This is a genomic window from Paenibacillus terrae (genome assembly GCF_000943545.1).
In the GTDB taxonomy this organism is placed as follows: domain Bacteria; phylum Bacillota; class Bacilli; order Paenibacillales; family Paenibacillaceae; genus Paenibacillus; species Paenibacillus terrae_A.
Genome location: NZ_JTHP01000029.1, coordinates 24,021 through 42,391, shown reverse-complemented (window position 1 = coordinate 42,391; position 18,371 = coordinate 24,021). Strand labels below are relative to the sequence as shown.

Below are 18,371 nucleotides of genomic sequence, written 5' to 3'. Positions count from 1 at the left end.
ATGCTTTATTCACTTATGCCGTCTTCTATAATAGGCTCCTGCTGTTCGCGTGTTTGCGGCTCAGGCGATGTGCTTCCGCTGTGAACAGCCACAATACGCTGCTGCGCACGGTAGGTATCACGGCTGATTCGGGTGCGTTCCACGGTCTTGCCATCTACGATCTTCATTCGGTACGTTTCCACCACGTATCCTGCCTTGCCCTGCCGAAGCACCTGATAGAAGCCGGGGGAAAGTGAGTCATTACGGATTGTTTTCTCTGGGATGGGTAATACACGAACCGTACGCGATTCCAGCTCATAGGACACATTGGGCGGGAATGTGCCGAAAAATTTGACGGTAAGCGTCCGGTTTTGGACAGCGGCACGAAGGAGCAAATGTTTGCCTGTATTGTTTTTGAAGCGGAAATTGATAGATCCTGTAGCAAAAGTTGCATCCTGACCTTTGGGCAGGTAGCTGACCGGCAAGGAATGGTTGCGGCGCTCAACAATGTCCAGACCGACTCGCAGCGCCGCATTATAGACGGTGCTGGATACCTGACAAATCCCGCCGCCAATGCCCGGTTCCAGCTGCCCGTTTACGATCACCGGGGCTTCACGAAAGCCGTGTGTGCGCTCAGCCTTGGCAATGATTTGACCATAATCGAATATCTCGCCCGGCTTGAGAATCAAACCGTCAACGGTGCTTGCCGCCGAATTGACGTTGTACACACGTCCTTCCGAGCTGCTGCTGAGGCTGGTGGAAAACTGGACAATTTTGCGCTCAATCCCTTCGCTCCGCAGACCGTCCACCGTAATGTCCGGCTCTAGTTGACGAAACGGCAACTCCACCCGCACCGGCTCCCCGGAAGCAGTAAAATCCTTGGGCAGCGCCTTATCCAGCGCTACGCCCAGTTTGGGCCAATCCAGGCGCCTGGCAGAGCGGCCGGGAATATAGCGAATCTGATCGTCCCCGTCGATCTGGCGCACGGCATTGACAGGCTTGCCGTAACGCTGTTCCTCCCAATTAGCTCCGAACCTGGCCTGCAAGGCTGACCCCTGCCGGGAAGGTGTGATGGTCCATTCTTTTCCAAAGGAAAACCGCGTCTGCGCACGAGTCCAAAGATGCTCCGAGACGAGCGCATTCACGGCATCACGGAATGCCTTCGCTTCATAGTGGATACCCGCTTCCCTGAGCGTAAGCTTGATATCCTGCGCGCTACTGTCGCTGTCCGTCAGGATCAGGGGGCGTTGCTTCAATGCATTCAGCTTTGTGTCCAGCAGTCGGAGCGCAGCTGTTTTATCCATATTTCCCATATTGACTCCTCCGACTGTTACGCCCTTCGGCAGCGTTTGCCTGTCGGCGTACAAATGTAGTCCTCCCCACAACATGGCCAGCGCCAGAATTACAGTCCATATCCAGATGAAGGATAAATGAATTTTTTTCATAATACGGCTGTCTCCTGTCTCGTAAGCTTGGCAGCGTATTCATGTGCCATAATATTCATATATATGTGCCAAAAGCAGAAAACTTTCGGTACTATTCAGGTAACAAATTTGTTACAATGATAAACGGTATGATGAAATACAGGACTTTTTAAAGGAAATGCATGGAATATGTCGAATGGATATTAAGTTATCAGCATTTTGCATCATTCGATTCCCAACGCTCGAAAGACAATATATAGACGAACTAAACCGTTTCGATCTCTATATTGCTGATTTGAAATCGCTCTTGGGATTGTTGCAAAATGCTCAGTTATACGTAATCTGATTAAGCAGCGGGAAGTGATCGAGTGATTGAAATGCAGGATGTGTGGAAGACCTATACTAATGGAACCCATGCACTTCAGGGAGTGTCGGTCAAAATTGACCGTAATGAATTCGTATACGTAGTCGGCCCGTCCGGGGCGGGTAAATCGACTTTTATGAAGCTTATTTATAGAGAAGAAGTACCGACCAAGGGGCAAATTTCAGTTAATGGATTTAATATCGGGAAGCTCAAGCAGCGTAAAATTCCCTACGTTCGTCGCAACATCGGAGTCATTTTTCAGGATTTCCGGCTTTTGCCGCGTTTGACGGCCTATGAGAATGTCGCTTTTGCGATGGAAGTCATTGAGGCTCCCAAGAAGCTGATTCGCAAGCGGGTGCCGGAAGTGCTCGAACTGGTTGGCTTGAAAACGAAAATGAATCGCGAGCCTGCCCAGCTTTCCGGTGGGGAGCAGCAGCGCGTAGCTATCGCACGGGCTATCGTCAACAATCCGTCCGTGATCATTGCCGATGAACCCACAGGTAATCTGGACCCCGAAACATCGTGGGAGATCATGCAGTTGCTGGACGAAATTAATTTTCGCGGCACGACCATTGTTATGGCGACACACAATAAGGACATCGTAAACTCTATGCGTAAACGCGTCATTGCCATTGAAAATGGCAACATCGTAAGAGATCAGGTGAGAGGGGAGTACGGATATGACTTTTAATACCTTCTTGCGTCATCTGCGGGAAGGCTTCAAAAACATATTCCGCAATGGCTGGATGTCCGTGGCATCCGTCACCTCGATTGTTGTGTCACTGCTTATACTGGGCGTGTTTATTATGCTGGTGCTCAACGTCAACTCCCTGGCTGACCAAGCGGATAGCCAGGTGGAGGTTAACGTATTTTTGGAGCTGAATGTAGAACAAAACATGCGTGAAACGCTGCAAAAGGAAATCGCGGCGATGCCGGAAATTAGCAAAACCACCTTTATCACCAAAGCTCAAGGCTTGGAGGAGCTGCGAAAAGATTTGGGAGACAGCGGCAAGGAGCTGCTGGAAGGTTTTGATAAGGACAGCAATCCGCTTCCAGACAAAATCGTTGTAGAGGTCATTGAACCGACGACGGTCCCATTTGTGGCTGAGAAGATTGAGAAGCTGAACACGATACATCCGGAGAAACCGATTTTAAAGGTCCGTTATGGAAAAGGTACCGTGGAGACGCTCTTCACCATTACCAAGCTCATCCGTAATGTGGGCTTTGTATTCGTAGCTGGATTGGGGCTTATGTCCATGTTCCTGATTTCGAATACGATCCGCGTGACCATTCTGGCACGACGCAAAGAGATTGGCATTATGAAACTGGTTGGTGCGACCAACTTTTTTATACGATGGCCGTTTTTTATTGAAGGTGCGCTTATTGGCCTGATGGGTTCCGTGATTACGGTAGGTATTTTGTTTGCTGGTTATCAGCGTTTGCTTACAGCCGTTCAAGGCGATATTGCACTGAACATGTTGAAGCTTATGCCGCTTCAGGGCGTTTGGATTCAATTGAGTGCCTTGCTAATCATTTTGGGGATGCTCGTCGGGATTGTAGGCAGTACCCTATCCATGCGCAAGTTCTTGAAAGTATAAAAATTCATTGGTGGACGTCACAGTCGGTATTCTTTAGAACGGGGAAGCCGGTGTTATTTTGCGATAAAGGATGGGGAGTGCAAGTTGAAAAAAACAGGATCTGTGTTGGCCGCTACCCTGGTAGCCGCATTGCTAATCCAGCCCTCTGACGGATATGCCAAAAGCATGCATGAAATCAATTCGCAACTGAATCATTTGGAAAAGCAGGCCCAATCTGCCAAGCAACAGCAGGAAAAGGCAGCTCAAGATAAACAGTATGCCCAACATTACAAAAATAAAACCGTACAAAACCTGAAAATTGTACTCGACCAGATTAACAGCGTCAGCGACCAGTTGACTCGTGTAGCGGTCCAGATTGATCAAACCGAAGATAATCTGCGTGCAACCAAAAAAGATTTATCTGAAGCCATTGACCGCATTCAGGCACGTGAAAAGATGCTGGAAACCCGTGTGCGCTTGATGTATACGGACGGAACGGTCTCGTATATGGACGTGCTTATGTCTTCGGCCAGCTTTAGCGATTTCCTCAGCCGGGTGGATTCCCTGAAAACGATCGTGGAGCAGGATCAAATCCTGTTGGACGAGCATAAAAAGGACAAGGCTCTGGTCGTAAGCAAGAAGAAGCAGCTCGACACGGAATATAAAAATGCCAAGAAGCTGTATGCCCTTAAACAGGGTGCCAAAGCAGAACTGAATTCGAAGGAGCAAGAGAAGCAAAGATTGATAGCCAATTATGATCATGATATTGCTGAGTCGGATGAAATCAGTGAAGAGCAAAATGATATGCTGGTAGCCCTCGCTAACAAACGTGTGGGTCTGGTGCAGGAGAAAAACAAGCTCAGAGCGGAGCAGGCGGCTAAAGCGGCACGTGCTAGAGCGGCTGCACGTGCTGCTGAAGCCAAGCGATATGCTTCTTCATCCTCAGGCGCAGGCTCGAATTCCAGTCATGCGGCAGCCAGTACGTATACGGGTGGATCGGGCACATTGGCTTTGCCTGTATCCAATTACCGACTCTCATCTACGTTTGGTATGCGGGTACATCCGATTACCGGCAAGCTTAAAGGCCATACAGGCATTGATATGGCAGCTCCACAGGGAACCGACATTCATGCAGCAGAAGACGGTGTTGTCATTGTTGCGGAATGGTGGAGTGGGTATGGAAACACGGTTGTGATTGACCACGGAGACGGGCTATGGACTCTGTACGGACATATTCGCAATGGCGGTACGGTGGTACGTACAGGACAGACTGTGAAACGCGGTCAAAAAATTGCAGAAGTTGGTTCGACGGGCAATTCAACAGGACCCCACTGTCATTTTGAGGTGCGCGAGAATAACAAACCAGTAAATCCGATGAACTATCTATAGTTGAAAAGGGAAGCCCTATTTGTAGCCAATACGGTTGTAGATAGGGCTTTGCCTTCATAGCTTGATACCCGGCGCAGAACATGTGCATTGAAACACAGAGTAGGATACAATTAACATATTCCGTACAAGCTAGACGTATACTGCGTGGATGGATATGCGTTGTAAGGCAATAGTATACAAGATCAATAGAAGGCGGTGGACGATTAGATGTTGAAAAAAAGTACAGCGGTACTCTTGATGGTGATTGGGCTTCTTGGCGGTAGCCTGCTCACTTTTGCTTATACTGGAACGACGACAGTGGGAAGCAGCGCTCTGGGCGAAGGACTGCTGGCGAGCGTGACAGGTAGCAGTTCCACCTCCAGAAGTGATATCCGCAAAATCGAGACAGCGATGGATCTGATCCAGGGGCAATATTATCAGGACGTTGACCGTACCAAGCTGGTGGACGGAGCCATCAACGGTATGATGGAATCGCTCGGCGACCCATATTCCTCTTATATGGGCAAAGAAACAGCACAGCAGTTTGAACAGTCCATTGAAGGCTCCTTTACCGGAATCGGGGCCGAGGTAGCGGCAGAAAACGGAAAAGTGGTCGTGGTAACGCCAATTAAAGGCTCACCGGCCGAGAAGGCGGGACTGCGCTCCAAGGACATTATTTTGTCCGTTAACGGTGAAACGCTGGACGGATTGGATCTGAACAAGGCCGTTTCCAAAATACGTGGACCTAAAGGTAGTCAGGCCAAGGTCAAAATCCAGCGCAGCGGCTCTCCTGATCCGATGGAATATACCATTACCCGTGACAGCATTGATATGGAAACCGTGACGGCTCATATGGAAAGCGGCGGTGTAGGTGTAATCACGATTACCCAGTTCTCCTTGAATACAGCAGATCGTTTTAAAGAAGAACTCGCGAAGCTGGAAAAACAAGGACTTAAAGGGCTCGTCATCGACGTGCGTAATAACCCGGGCGGCGTACTTTCCGTCGTGATTGATATCGCACAGCAATTTGTACCTTCTGGTAAAACGATCGTGCAAGTGGAAGACAAGAATCAGAAGCGTGAAGAAGAGAAATCCAAAGGATCAAGCAAGAAATATCCGGTGACGCTGCTCATGAATAAAGGTAGCGCAAGCGCGTCCGAAATCCTGGCAGGCGCTCTCCAGCAATCGGCTGGCGCAGTATTGATCGGGGAAAATTCCTTTGGTAAAGGTACCGTACAAACCAGCTATGACAAGCAAATGGGCGACGGTAGCCTGCTTAAAATCACGATTGCCAAATGGCTGACGCCAAATGGAACGTGGATTCATAAAAAAGGCATTAAGCCGGATATCGCGGTGGAACAGCCTGAATTCTTCACAGCAGCACCATTGAACAAGGAAAAGCCGTTGAAATACAACATGAATAGCGGCGATGTGAAAAATGCGCAAATCATTCTGCAAGGCTTGGGCTACAAGCCGGGTCGCGAAGACGGCTATTTTGATAAAGTGACGGAAAGCTCCGTTCTTGCTTTTCAAAAACAGGCGAAGCTGACGGCTAACGGTGTGATTGATGCGAAGACAGCGGCGGCGATGGAAGCCAAGCTGATCGAAAAAATCCGTGATCCGAAAAACGACAATCAACTCAAGCAGGGGATTGAAGAGATTCGGAAGGAAATGAAGACCAGCGCAGCGAAATAATAATAAGGCTACAACAAAGGGGGCTGGAAACAGCCTCCTTTTATTTTGGGATTTATTTGCAGTCTGCCGGATTGTCTTCCCTACGTTGGCAATTTCATATAGAATAAATGGATATGAAATGTACGTGATCCGCTAAACAGCGGGCCAGGGGCATAAGGAGTGTGAATGAACTTGGAATGGGCTTTACAATGGGGATGGAGCGTTCTAAATGCTTGTTTGTACCTGCTTTTGCAGCCGTTTTACTATATCTCGATACTCATTGTCGCGCTTAGCTACCGTCGGCAAATGCTGCTGGAGCGCAAGCTCTTTCATACCAGGCTGCACAATTGGGCGGGAGAGACATGGCGCGTAGTCTGGAGTGGTCTAATCGCGGGGCTGGCCCTGTCCGCTCTGGGAATGTTCGTAAGTGTGCATCTGACCTCGGCTTCCATCGTATGCCTGTGGGTGACTACATTGCTGCTTATGCTGGTGCGCGTGCGTTACCTGTGCCTGGCCTATTCGGTGGGCCTGCTGGGTGTAGCCCAGTTTGCTTTGAACGTGGCAGAGGGCTGGCAGCCTGTGGGAACGCTTGGAACATCGGTGGCAGCCATCCGTGGATTGGATATTCCTGCGTTGCTGGTACTGGTTGCTGTGCTGCATGTGGCTGAGGCGCTACTGGTTCGCTGGCAGGGAGGAAAGGCCGCAACTCCACTGTTCGTGGAGGGCAAGCGGGGAAGGCTGGTTGGTGGCTACCGGATGGAAGACCTCTGGCCCATTCCGTTGTTGCTTCTGGTTCCTGTTCAGGGAGGCTTTGCGCTTCCGTGGACGCCGCTGTTTGGTGATGGAACCGGATATATGCTGGCAGCCTTGCCTGTTCTTATGGGCTTCAGCAGCGTGACGTTAGGCCAGTTGCCACGCCAGAAGGCGGTGCTAACGTCCAACCGCCTGCTTCTCTACAGTGTAGCCTTGCTCCTGCTGAGCCTGCTGGCGGCGTGGTGGAGTCCGCTGACGCTGGTGGCAGCATTGTTCTCTTTCCTGGCCCATGAGGTGCTGATCTGGTACGGCAACATGGAAGAGAGCCGCCTCAGCCCTATGTTTGTTCATCCGGAGCAAGGGTTGCGTGTACTGGCTGTGCTGCCGGATAGTCCGGCGACGGCGATGGGCATTCTGCCCGGCGAGGCCATTTACCGCGTGAACAGCGTCGTCGTGAACAGTCGTAACGAGCTGCACCAAGCCTTGCGGATCAACTCCGCTTTTTGCAAGCTGGAGGTACGCAATCTTCAAGGTGAGAGCAAGTTTGTGCAGCGCGGCATGTACGATGGTGATCACCACCAATTGGGAGTCGTGCTTGCACCGGATGCGGACGCGAACTGGGCCGTATCCATACGCCCTGCCTCAATCTACCGGATTGTTGCCATGCACTTGGGCGCACGGCGGCGCAAAGGTGGACAGGCATCCAAGACGGAGAGTCCAAGTTTGGACACGATAGAAAAATAGATGGTACAGCGAGAGGGCAGTTTTATTTGACTAGATTTGAATAAGGCTGTCCTCTTTTTATATTCAGACAGTAGCCTGCTTGAAATGACTATTATGATCAAGATACAATGAATATGTAATTCGATATATTGATGAACCGAATGCCTATTATGTGTGTCAAGCAGGGAGAGGGAAAGATGAATGCGATTCACTTTATTCGAGAGTACATCAGGCATCCACGCAGCGTAGGCGCTATCATACCAAGCTCAAGACAGTTGGCCAAGCAAATTGCCACACCGATCTACTTTGACCAAGCATCGTGCATCATTGAGTATGGTGCAGGTACCGGTGTGTTTACACAAGAACTGATTAAGAACAAGCGCCCGGATACGCTATTGCTAGTGATTGAGGCCAATGAATCGTTTTACAAAACATTGCAAAGCAAGTACGGACACTTGGAGCAAGTACACGTCATTCATGGATCGGCCGAGCATGTAGCCCGGTATATGACACAGTATCATGTCTCGAAAGTGGATTACATCGTATCAGGACTCCCTTTTACCAGCTTGCCTGCCGCCTTATCCAGCCTGATTTTGGGACAAACGGCTGAAGTATTGGGTCAGGAGGGCAAATTTATTACGTTCCAGTATAGTAAGGTAAAACACAATTTTTTTCGTACCTTCTTTGGTGACATCCAGATCAAAAAGGTACATTACAACGTCCCGCCCGCCTATGTTTTCACGTGCAGTCTGTAATTTGTCAGCTATGTAGAGGATTAGAATAAACACGAATGTAAAGATACGGATTTTCATGAGAAGACCTGGTCAGCGTCATTAAGATGTTGAAAAGGTCTTTTTTGTTGAGCGTTCTTGGTAGGCTATTTACGGAGATGTAAGATAGGGGGGGATATGTTAAAAAGCAAAATTTGTTTAAGGAATCATATTTTAAAATGGGACTTAACCTATATATTACATATGCTGGAACCTGTTAGATTTTGTGTGATTCAACGATTAATCTGAACTTTCGTTAAAAGGGGATTAATATATGGTAAAACCGCTGATGTTCATGCGTTGGTGTGAGTATTATGAATTAAGTGATCGTGAGACAGATTTTATATCGTTTTTTATGATGAATTTCTCAGCCGCGCGATCAGGCAACCAACCAAAGCTTAGGGAGCAATTCATCGAAATCCAGAAAAAAACCTTTCCCGAATACCCGTTTGACATCACCCCGGAAGAACTGGATTACCCCAAATTTGAAGGATTGATGAAACGGGTGTTGAAAATTCATTTTGACACGGCGGAGCTGCTATACTCCTTCTATCTTCAAAAGCTGTGCGCCCCCTTGGCAGAATATATTTTATCCACTGGAGAATCAGAGCCTGCACGCATCTATTATGAGCTTATTCAAAAGGACAAGGTACGGTAGGGGAGATGGGTGTGAATCAAAAATTTTCCATGAGGAATGGTTTATCAGGCTCCGTGTTTACTCAACCATTCTTTTTTTATTTTGAGATGATAAAAGCTACATAAAGCAATATGACTTTTAAGTATTCGTAAAAGCATTGGAAGGCAATGCAGCATTCTTACACCACTATGATTTAAATATAAATAGATAACCTATCGAAGTTTGTACAGTTTCAAAGAAAGGCTGTGACATAGCTAGAACAACTTTGCAGCGAATTCATGTTCTACTATATGGCTATATGGAATAATCTATGTATATGGACCTTCTGTCCAACAAATGGTTCGATATGCAGGCTTGGTCGGTAGAACGTATAGCAGAGCTGTACTATTACACATTTGTCAACAAGAAGCCGGTAACGGTACTACCTTGATGCAAACGGCAAACCCATCATGTGCGGTGTGAATACGGCTGTTGCAATACTTGAAGATCCGGGCCAATTCTGGATTTCGGACGGAGAGGAGAGAGTGTAGTCAACCGGATACTTGGAGCTTCGACTGGCGAAATTCAAGCGCTTATCAACAAAAACGAGTGGACGAGCTACAATGTGGCAGATGAATACTCCTACGATCCTACAAAAAAAATTAATTTGCAGATTAGAGTAAGGTGACGCTGTACCAGAACGATAAACTCGTTTGGGGTCAGTAGCCTTAAAGCCTGACGGAGCGGCACTCGTATGGGTGCCGCTCTTTTCAAACTTAAAGGAGGAAAGCGGCATGAAGGTGGAAAATAGTAGTAGTATTTGGTTCAAACGTTCCAAATGGCTGCCTGTCGTCATGGCATGCACGATTATAGTAGGGGGGGCACTACCGGGTCCAACTGTAGTTCACGGTCAAACGGCAAAGACCGTTACCATTAAAGTTGATACATCCAAGGATCGTAAGCCTATTAGCCCTTATATTTACGGTACGAATCAGGAGTTGGCAGGCGATGAGAATCTGACTGCCAGACGACTTGGTGGCAATCGAATGACCGGATATAACTGGGAAAACAATATGTCCAATGCGGGAAGCGATTGGGAGCAATCCAGCGATAACTATTTATGCAACAATGGCGGTCTGACAAAAGCTGAATGTGAAAAGCCGGGGGCGGTGACGACTTCGTTTCATGATCAATCGCTGAAGCTAGGCACTTATTCTTTAGTTACGCTGCCGATGGCCGGTTATGTGGCCAAGGATGGAAATGGAAGTGTGCAGGAAAGCGAAAAGGCTCCTTCCGCTCGTTGGAATCAGGTCGTAAACGCTAAAAATGCGCCGTTTCAACTGCAGCCTGATCTGAATGACAATCAGGTTTATGCGGATGAATTCGTCAACTTTTTAGTGAAAAAGTACGGTGCTGCTTCAACAAAGACGGGTGTGAAAGGATATGCGCTCGACAATGAACCCGCTCTCTGGTCGCATACGCATCCGCGCATTCATGGTGAAAATGTCGGAGCGAAAGAGTTGGTAGATCGGTCGGTAAGTTTATCCAGAGCTGTTAAAGCGGTTGACGCGGGTGCGGAAATTTTTGGGCCGGTTCTTTACGGTTTTGGCGCCTATAAAGATCTTCAAACTGCACCTGATTGGAACTCTGTAAAAGGCAGCTACAGTTGGTTCGTGGACTATTACCTGGATCAAATGCGCCTCAGCTCGCAAGCCGAAGGCAAGAGATTGCTGGATGTTTTCGATGTGCACTGGTATCCCGAAGCGATGGGCGGAGGCATACGAATTACAAATGAGGTAGGCAACGACGAAACGAAGAAAGCCAGAATGCAGGCGCCTCGTACTTTGTGGGATCCGACCTACAAGGAAGATAGCTGGATCGCTCAATGGAACAGCGAATTCTTGCCTTTACTACCTCGATTGAAGCAGTCGGTGGATAAGTATTACCCAGGAACCAAGCTGGCTTTGACCGAGTATAGCTATGGCGGCGAAAATGATATTTCCGGCGGTATCGCTATGACCGATGTGCTGGGCATCTTGGGCAAAAACGATGTTTATATGGCAAACTACTGGAAGTTAAAGGATGGTGCCAACAACTACGTTAGTGCCGCTTACAAGCTTTACCGCAATTATGACGGAAAAAGCTCTACTTTCGGTGGTATCAGCGTTAATGCGCAAACGTCGGATATTGTCAATAGCTCGGTGCATGCTTCCGTAACGGATGCATCCTACAAAGAACTGCACCTCGTTGTCATGAATAAAAGCATGGACAGTGCATTCGACGCCCAATTCGATCTTTCCGGCGAGACGACTTACGGTTCCGGTAAAGTATGGGGCTTCGACAAAAATAGCTCGCAAATTAAGGAAGCAGCGCCAATCACGCAAATTTCAGGCAACCGCTTCACCTATACAGTACCGCCTTTGACGGCTTATCACATCGTGTTGACTGCCGGCAATGATACGTCTGTGCCACCTGGGGAAGGTCCTGAAAGCTTTGCGCTGAGAGCTGAGGCTGGCGATGGGAAAGTCGATTTGTCCTGGGACGCTTCCAGCGGAGTTGTAGGTTACAGTGTACAGCGGGCAACGTATGAAAACGGTCCTTTTACTGCTGTAGCATCCAACTTGATCGAAACGTCTTATACGGATACTAACGTAACGAACGGCACTTCTTACTATTATAAAGTAACCGCAAAAACAAATGCGGGAACGAGCGAATCCAATGTCTTGAAAGCGGTTCCGAGGACGCCTGTAGACGGTCCTGTTCGCTATGAAGCCGAAGATGGCACGCTGAAGGGAACCATTGTGGAATCCAGCGGGACCGGCTTCTCAGGTACTGGTTATGTAACTAATTTCCACAATGCAGGGGATTCCCTGACGATGACGATTCAGGCTCCAACGGCAGGCTTGTACAATCTTACAATCGGCTACCGTTCTCCTCATGATGACAAACGCACGAATTTCTCTTTAAACGGCAAAGCGTCTGGCGAGCTGGTACTTTGGAAATCGGCTGATTTTAAAGAAACTTCCGGTGGTAAGGTTCTGTTGAATGCAGGGGCGAATACGATCGGTTTTGAAACAGGCTGGGGCTGGTACGATATCGACTACGTCAAGCTGGAGCCTGCTGCTGACCGTCCACCGCATGCGGTAACCAAAACGCTCATCAATCCGAATGCGACGGTAGAAGCAAAAGCATTGATGAACTACCTGGTTGATCAATACGGGAAGAATATGCTTTCCGGTCAAGAGGATATGCCCGAAATTGATTGGCTTCAAGCAAATGTAGGTAAAAAGCCGGCTATTGCGGCGCTTGACCTGATTGACTATTCGCCAAGCAGAGCGGAACACGGTCTTAGTTCCACAGAGACGGAAAAGGCGATTGCATGGGATAAGCAAGGGGGCATTGTTACCTTTGCATGGCACTGGAACGCGCCGAAAGATCTTATCGATACGCCGGGAAAAGAATGGTGGAGAGGCTTCTATGCCGATTCGACTACATTCGATATAGAATATGCGATGAATAATCCAGAGTCCGAAGATTATAAATTGCTTATTCGCGACATCGATGTGATTGCAGGGCAATTGAAGAAGTTGCAGGATGCGAAAGTTCCTGTCCTGTTCCGTCCTTTACACGAAGCGGAAGGCAAATGGTTCTGGTGGGGCGCTAAAGGTCCTGAGCCTGTTAAGAAATTGTATATTTTGATGCACGACCGTTTGACTCATGTGCACAAATTGAACAATCTGATCTGGGTTTGGAATTCTGTTGCTCCGGATTGGTATCCGGGAGACGAGTATGTGGATATTTTGAGCTTTGACTCTTATCCGCAAGCAGGCGACTACAGCCCGCAAATTGCAAAATATGAAGACCTTGTTGCATTGGGCAAGGACAAAAAGTTAGTTGCCATGAGCGAAAACGGACCTATCCCGGATCCTGATTTGATGAAGGCGTATCAAGCCCATTGGAGCTGGTTTGCTACATGGTATGGGGATTTTCTGAGAGACGGCAAACAAAACAGCCTTGAGCATCTGAAAAAAGTGTATAATCATCCGAACGTCATTACGCTTGAAAAGCTCCCGACTAACTTAAAAACGTATGGCATTACCGAACAGCCGTCAGTACCGGGTAGCTTCACGCTGAACGCAGCGGGCGAAACGGCGAAAGTAAAGCTGAGCTGGACAGCATCGGCGAATGCGGTAAGCTATGAAGTGAAGCGTTCGACGGCTGAAAACGGCGCGTTCGCCACAGTAGCGAGCGATGTATACGGAAGAAGCTACACCGACACAGCCGTAACGGCAGACACGACGTACTACTACCAAGTCGTAGCGAAGAACAATGCAGGACAATCGGTTTCGAACACGGCTAGCGCAGCGCCGAAAGCGGATGCTCAGGAGCCGACCAAGGGACTGTTGCTCCAGTATCGCGCAGCGGATACAAATGTGAACGACAATAACTTGAAGCCGTATTTCCAAATTTTAAACAAAGGTACAAACTCCGTACCGATCAACGAGTTGAAAATTCGCTACTACTACACGATTGACGGCGACCGCGCGCAGACATTCAACTGCGACTATGCGATGCTGAGCTGCTCGAAGCTGAATGGTAAGCTGGTTAAAATGGATAAAGCCGTAACCGGCGCTGATTATTATTTGGAAATCAGCTTCAACTCGAATGCAGGCGTGTTAGCACCTGGAGGAAGCACGGGCGAAATTCAAACCCGTATGAATAAAACAGACTGGTCGAACTATAACGAAAGTGACGATTACTCGTATAAAGGCACGCAAACTTCATATGCTGATCATACAAAAGCTACGTTGTATCATAATGGCGTACTTGTTTGGGGAACCGAACCGACAGCTAATTAAGACAAGCGTCCGTTATACGGCAACATGTGAATCAACCGATTATTTGCCAAGAGAGGGGGGCATTACGTTCTTTTCTTGGTTTAAGCCACCAGTTTCTATGAAGACTCTTCAAGATCATATGCAATTAGACTAGGCCAATCTTACAGGATTGGTCTTTTTTATTGATTATTTTGTAAAAAAAGAAATTATTTGTTTATTTTTATCGTTCTTGTAACACATCAAGAATTACAATGGAATTAATTAGAAGAAAGGAGGTGGGGAAATGAAAAGGTTGATATCTTGATGTCTATAATAGCTTGGAAGTTCAATGTTTGATTAGTAAAGTACTAATAGCTTGAGAACAACAGAAACGTAGTCACAGACATAAAGCAAGGCATTTAGTAGCTTAGAAAGAAGACTATTAAAGAGGAGAAATGACAAATGAAAAAAGCCATCTTAGCATTATCAATTTCTGCGCTAGCGTTATCATTAGGAGGAGTAGCTGCCGCTTCACCAGTAAGTTCAACGGCATCAGATGTAAAACCAGCAACAGTGACAGTAACTTTTGAACTTGCAACAGGAGAAAAAGCACCCATTACAAAGCAGGATAGTCCCGTACTTCGTTTAGGCATAGGTAGCACATATAAAATGGAAGGTTCAAATTGGATGATTTTGTACGGAAGTGATGTTGTCGAACTTCATGGCAATAAGGCTAAAATGATAGGTTACGGAACAGCTCAAGTGGCGGCATATAAATCTAATGGAGACAAACTTGGGGTTTATACTTTTAAGGTTGAAAGATAGTATTTGTATGCAGTGAAGGAGGTGAAGTACGCTTCACTTCCTTCACTTACTTAATTTTTATGGATTAATTGGGTAAGTAATTTCTAAATCAGGGAAATACTCCTTTTTTGGATTTCCATCTTTCCCTAGTTCGAATTTACTCCTATCACCCTTTTTTAAGATAGATTTGTAAACCTTTATAGTAATTTCTTTGGGAAGAGAGAGGAAAGGTTCAAATCGTGAATCATTTATCAGAACGTTGCCATCAGTTGCACTCCAACCATTGTTGCTAATAAAATTTAGTTGCTTTCCTTTATCATCGTAAATTTCATAACTCAAAAACAAAGGAAGTGACGAAGAAATTTTTGAATTAGCAGGTAGCTTTATGCGAGTTGTGATGCTGGTTGTAATCGGCGTGAGCTCAACTTTTTCTAGAGTATAATCAATGTTTTTATACTCTCGCTTAAGGGATGGTGTAAAAACTAAGTTCTTCTTAGTATTCTTTTCCACAGGAATTTCTATTTTAAATGGCTGCTTAATGCCGGAGACAGGCATGGAAATTGTTAAATCAAACTTATCTGGAAAAGGTTTTCCTCCTTGATTACGTAAATCTGAAAATTGTATAATGGTTGAATTCGAATTTTTTCCAGGTATCGTATATGAGTCAATGGAGCTGCTGGTGTTTGTAGGTACATAAGAAGAATTAATTTCTTCGCCATTAATGGAAAGTATTAAATCATCAAGTAATAAGGGTAATTCGGTGTTTAAAAATCTTTTATCGGAAGTTTTTCGCTCTAATGCTATAGATACTCGTGTTCCGTCGAATATGACCTCTGGTACGCTGAGAGTCAGACCATCATGGGTGTCACTAAGATTTGGTTTTGATAGCAGTCCTTTTTCGTCCGCTGTTTGTAAACCAAGATCACCAGCTAGCTGGAATATAGAATTCATACCTGGAATTTGTTTTAAAGATGCAGCCATTGTCGGGGAAATGAAGCCAGTACCAACCACCAGCATAAATGTCATTGCAAGCATAATAGAAGTCACAATAATTGTATTACGTGTCCTTTTTGGTCGAATGTTAGATCGCTTATATCGTCTTGTGCCTACTTTCTCAAAGCGTTCCATAGTTCTATCAATTAAATCCACTTGTAATGGAGTATCCCGAATAAGCTTTTGTAAATGCTCGATTTCTTTATCTTCCGGTTTTAAAGGAATGTTCATACTTTTTTCCTCCCTTTTCCTTTTGGTGAATTAGTTTTTTACGGAGTCGCTCATATTTTTTTCGGATGGCCGATGGTTTTAGTTCCATAATTGTAGCAATCTCTTCATAGCTGTATTCCTCCAGTGAGCGTAACAATAAGATTTGTCGCTCTTCTAACGTTAGCTGATCCATTAACTCGTGAATTAAATCTGTATATTCGTGTATTGGTTGTTGCTTCAGGTTCAATTTATACTGGATGAAGGATTTAAACGTTCTAGTGTTTCTTTTTAATAAGTCATTACAATGATTTTGAGCAATTTTGTAAAGCCAAGCTGAAAAAGAAACTGTAGGTACGAACTGATGGATGTACTCAAGCCCTTTGATGAATATTTCTTGAGCAGCATCCTCCGCTTCTTCCTGATTTTTAAGTAAATAGTAGCAATATAAAAAAATCTGTTGTTGATAACGCCGTATGATATGTGTGTATGCTTGTTTGTCGCCCGTTTGTACCTGTTCTATTACAAGCTTGATATCTGCATCTTGCTTATTTACATATAGTTTTTCCATTAACTTCCCTCCTTTCTGCCTATATAACTGAAAAAGGGATGCATTTGTGACATTCAAATAAAAAAACTTAAAGTTTGCTTTTAATGCTTCTCTTTATGTACTTCATTCAACTTTTCAATTATCACGGGATTCGTTTAAAAAAGACTTCTTTCTAAGGCATCATCAATTAAAGTGACTATATAGACCATATATTTCACTATTTTCGTGATTTTGTATTAAAATGAGTTTCCTATAGGATGGATTTTACATATAAAGTATCACTTATGATATGTCCAAAACTTATTGAGGGGGATTGACATGGAACATACACCTACGATCCGCTCAAAGATAGAGACAGAATTGAAGCAAAGGGGCTATAGCTTTAGCAGCTTTAGTAAAATATCTGGTATTAACCGTGGCACATTCAGCGCCATGCTGAACAGCAACCCACCCAAGCCGATCTCCGTTCGGCAGATGGACCTGATTACCAAGGCGTTGGGGTATCCCGAAGGCTGGCTGTATGAGTTGTACATAGATGAATGCTTTTACGAAGGAAAAGGACACTGGAAACGGATTAAGCCGTTTCTGTTGCGTTGTGTGGAGCTAGGAAGACGGGACTTCATCCAAAAGGTATTGTCGAGGCTAACAGAGGACTTGTCCTATGTACCGACCATATTTGAACTTGCAGAAGAATTACACGCAGAAGGAAAGGAAAAGGAATCAGTTCCTTTTTACGAGTGTGTGGTAGAGAACGAAAGGTATTACCACTCGGAACGACTAGCGCTCAGTCAATACAGATTGTTTTGTTACTCGCTTACCGAAGATTTAGAAAGCAGCTTACAGGCTGCTATTATCTTTAATTCGTTCCGCAAAAGTTTGCCAGAGAATTATCAGTTGGATGGATTATTAAAGTTAACTAATGTTTATTTCAACGCAAGTAATTGGGAGGCTGCAATAAAGTATGCGACAGAACTCCGTACACTGGCTATAAGTGTCTATCATCAACAGGTTTATAACCGTTCAAAAAACAGGCAACTGGATAGCTTCGATACTGAAAAGCCTCTAGTCGTATACTATGGTTTAGGGCATTTATTGCACGGAAATGCGTTGGAGAATCAAGGATTGTATGAAGAGGCTTTAAAATTCATCCCCTATTATGAAGATTTAACGTGGTTTGAAGGTCTGGATGAAAATGGGCTGCAAGGGGTGAAAAGACTCCAATTGTGGGCAAAGGCTAATCTTCTTAATTTAAAAGTTTTAATTGGAGAGGTTAGCAGCTTAGCATCTTATGTCGAGCTTTTACAGCAAAATCCCCAAGAAATTTCTCATGGATTAATCACTATTATAGAGTCGGCAAATAAGTACAATTTCTCTTTAGATAGTATTCTAGATGTTTTCTCTGAGGAAATTGGTGACTATAAGAAATTCGTTTCAAAATCTTCACACTATCAAATAAGCACACTTTTATGGAATTATTCTCGCTTGTATTTGGAACTTGCGCGTTACTATTTCAATACAGGCAGATATTCAGAAGCTATTGATAATATAATCAAAAGCCTCAGAGTATCTTCTCAAATAAATACGAAGAGTACATTCATTAAGGGAGTAACCTTGTTATTCGAAAAATTAACAGGCCATATTACACATGAACAACTTGCAGAATATGAAAAAGTACTTGAAGAAGTGCGTTATGGTATGAAGCAAATGGTTCCCTAAACTAATATTTATCTTGTTATCTGACCACACAGGGGG

The 18,371-nt window shown here is 45.5% G+C and carries 14 protein-coding genes; 11 read left to right on the top strand and 3 right to left on the bottom strand.

Annotation, left to right across the window (positions count from 1 at the left end; genetic code table 11):
- Positions 1-5: 5 nt before the first annotated feature.
- Positions 6-1,424 carry a VanW family protein gene (locus QD47_RS15105; protein WP_044646916.1) on the bottom strand — a complete coding sequence of 473 codons (1,419 nt, stop codon included), beginning with the start codon at positions 1,422-1,424 and terminating at the stop codon, positions 6-8.
- Between the two features lie 347 nt (positions 1,425-1,771).
- Between QD47_RS15105 and ftsE the strand changes: the two genes are divergently transcribed.
- The 10 genes from ftsE (at position 1,772) to QD47_RS15060 (ending at position 14,890) form a co-directional block, all read left to right on the top strand.
- Complete coding sequence (ftsE, locus tag QD47_RS15100; protein WP_014278394.1) at positions 1,772-2,458, top strand: cell division ATP-binding protein FtsE; 687 nt, start codon at positions 1,772-1,774, stop codon at positions 2,456-2,458.
- On the top strand, positions 2,448-3,365 hold the full coding sequence (ftsX, locus tag QD47_RS15095; RefSeq protein ID WP_044646915.1) for a permease-like cell division protein FtsX: 918 nt from the start codon (positions 2,448-2,450) through the stop codon (positions 3,363-3,365). Before ftsE ends, ftsX begins: the two co-directional genes overlap by 11 nt.
- A gap of 84 nt (positions 3,366-3,449) precedes the next feature.
- Complete coding sequence (locus QD47_RS15090) at positions 3,450-4,733, top strand: murein hydrolase activator EnvC family protein (RefSeq protein ID WP_044646914.1); 1,284 nt, start codon at positions 3,450-3,452, stop codon at positions 4,731-4,733.
- Between the two features lie 207 nt (positions 4,734-4,940).
- The gene (locus QD47_RS15085; protein ID WP_044646913.1) at positions 4,941-6,407 is read left to right on the top strand and encodes a S41 family peptidase; all 1,467 of its coding nucleotides are present in this window, start codon (positions 4,941-4,943) and stop codon (positions 6,405-6,407) included.
- Between the two features lie 165 nt (positions 6,408-6,572).
- Complete coding sequence (locus QD47_RS15080; RefSeq protein ID WP_044646912.1) at positions 6,573-7,883, top strand: serine protease; 1,311 nt, start codon at positions 6,573-6,575, stop codon at positions 7,881-7,883.
- 176 nt (positions 7,884-8,059) lie between these two features.
- Complete coding sequence (locus QD47_RS15075) at positions 8,060-8,617, top strand: class I SAM-dependent methyltransferase (RefSeq protein WP_044646911.1); 558 nt, start codon at positions 8,060-8,062, stop codon at positions 8,615-8,617.
- Positions 8,618-8,906: 289 nt separating this feature from the next.
- The gene (locus tag QD47_RS15070; protein ID WP_044646910.1) at positions 8,907-9,290 is read left to right on the top strand and encodes a hypothetical protein; all 384 of its coding nucleotides are present in this window, start codon (positions 8,907-8,909) and stop codon (positions 9,288-9,290) included.
- 289 nt (positions 9,291-9,579) lie between these two features.
- A complete protein-coding gene (locus QD47_RS31650; protein ID WP_152643814.1) occupies positions 9,580-9,699 on the top strand; it encodes a glycoside hydrolase family 48 protein in 120 nt (39 codons plus the stop codon).
- A 343-nt stretch (positions 9,700-10,042) separates the two neighbouring features.
- Positions 10,043-14,107, top strand: coding sequence for a glycosyl hydrolase (locus QD47_RS15065; RefSeq protein ID WP_044646909.1), 4,065 nt, complete (start codon positions 10,043-10,045; stop codon positions 14,105-14,107).
- Between the two features lie 420 nt (positions 14,108-14,527).
- Positions 14,528-14,890 carry a hypothetical protein gene (locus tag QD47_RS15060; protein WP_044646908.1) on the top strand — a complete coding sequence of 121 codons (363 nt, stop codon included), beginning with the start codon at positions 14,528-14,530 and terminating at the stop codon, positions 14,888-14,890.
- Positions 14,891-14,947: 57 nt separating this feature from the next.
- Here the strand turns inward: QD47_RS15060 and QD47_RS15055 are convergent, their stop codons facing one another.
- Both QD47_RS15055 and QD47_RS15050 read right to left on the bottom strand, forming a co-directional pair.
- Entirely contained in the window at positions 14,948-16,093 is a 1,146-nt protein-coding gene (locus QD47_RS15055; protein WP_044646907.1) for a DUF4179 domain-containing protein, read from the bottom strand.
- Positions 16,065-16,640 carry an RNA polymerase sigma factor gene (locus QD47_RS15050; protein ID WP_044646906.1) on the bottom strand — a complete coding sequence of 192 codons (576 nt, stop codon included), beginning with the start codon at positions 16,638-16,640 and terminating at the stop codon, positions 16,065-16,067. Before QD47_RS15050 ends, QD47_RS15055 begins: the two co-directional genes overlap by 29 nt.
- 297 nt (positions 16,641-16,937) lie before the next feature.
- Between QD47_RS15050 and QD47_RS15045 the strand changes: the two genes are divergently transcribed.
- Positions 16,938-18,335 (top strand): helix-turn-helix domain-containing protein, encoded by a 1,398-nt coding sequence (locus QD47_RS15045; RefSeq protein WP_044646905.1) that lies wholly within the window; start codon positions 16,938-16,940, stop codon positions 18,333-18,335.
- Positions 18,336-18,371: the final 36 nt, after the last annotated feature.

Coding starts and splice junctions, on each gene's coding strand:
- QD47_RS15105 (WP_044646916.1), bottom strand. CDS start 1,424: ATGAAAAAAATTCATTTATCCTTCATCTGGATATGGACTGTAATTCTG.
- ftsX (WP_044646915.1), top strand. CDS start 2,448: ATGACTTTTAATACCTTCTTGCGTCATCTGCGGGAAGGCTTCAAAAAC.
- QD47_RS15085 (WP_044646913.1), top strand. CDS start 4,941: ATGTTGAAAAAAAGTACAGCGGTACTCTTGATGGTGATTGGGCTTCTT.
- QD47_RS15080 (WP_044646912.1), top strand. CDS start 6,573: ATGAACTTGGAATGGGCTTTACAATGGGGATGGAGCGTTCTAAATGCT.
- QD47_RS15075 (WP_044646911.1), top strand. CDS start 8,060: ATGAATGCGATTCACTTTATTCGAGAGTACATCAGGCATCCACGCAGC.
- QD47_RS15070 (WP_044646910.1), top strand. CDS start 8,907: ATGGTAAAACCGCTGATGTTCATGCGTTGGTGTGAGTATTATGAATTA.
- QD47_RS31650 (WP_152643814.1), top strand. CDS start 9,580: ATGTATATGGACCTTCTGTCCAACAAATGGTTCGATATGCAGGCTTGG.
- QD47_RS15065 (WP_044646909.1), top strand. CDS start 10,043: ATGAAGGTGGAAAATAGTAGTAGTATTTGGTTCAAACGTTCCAAATGG.
- QD47_RS15060 (WP_044646908.1), top strand. CDS start 14,528: ATGAAAAAAGCCATCTTAGCATTATCAATTTCTGCGCTAGCGTTATCA.
- QD47_RS15055 (WP_044646907.1), bottom strand. CDS start 16,093: ATGAACATTCCTTTAAAACCGGAAGATAAAGAAATCGAGCATTTACAA.
- QD47_RS15050 (WP_044646906.1), bottom strand. CDS start 16,640: ATGGAAAAACTATATGTAAATAAGCAAGATGCAGATATCAAGCTTGTA.
- QD47_RS15045 (WP_044646905.1), top strand. CDS start 16,938: ATGGAACATACACCTACGATCCGCTCAAAGATAGAGACAGAATTGAAG.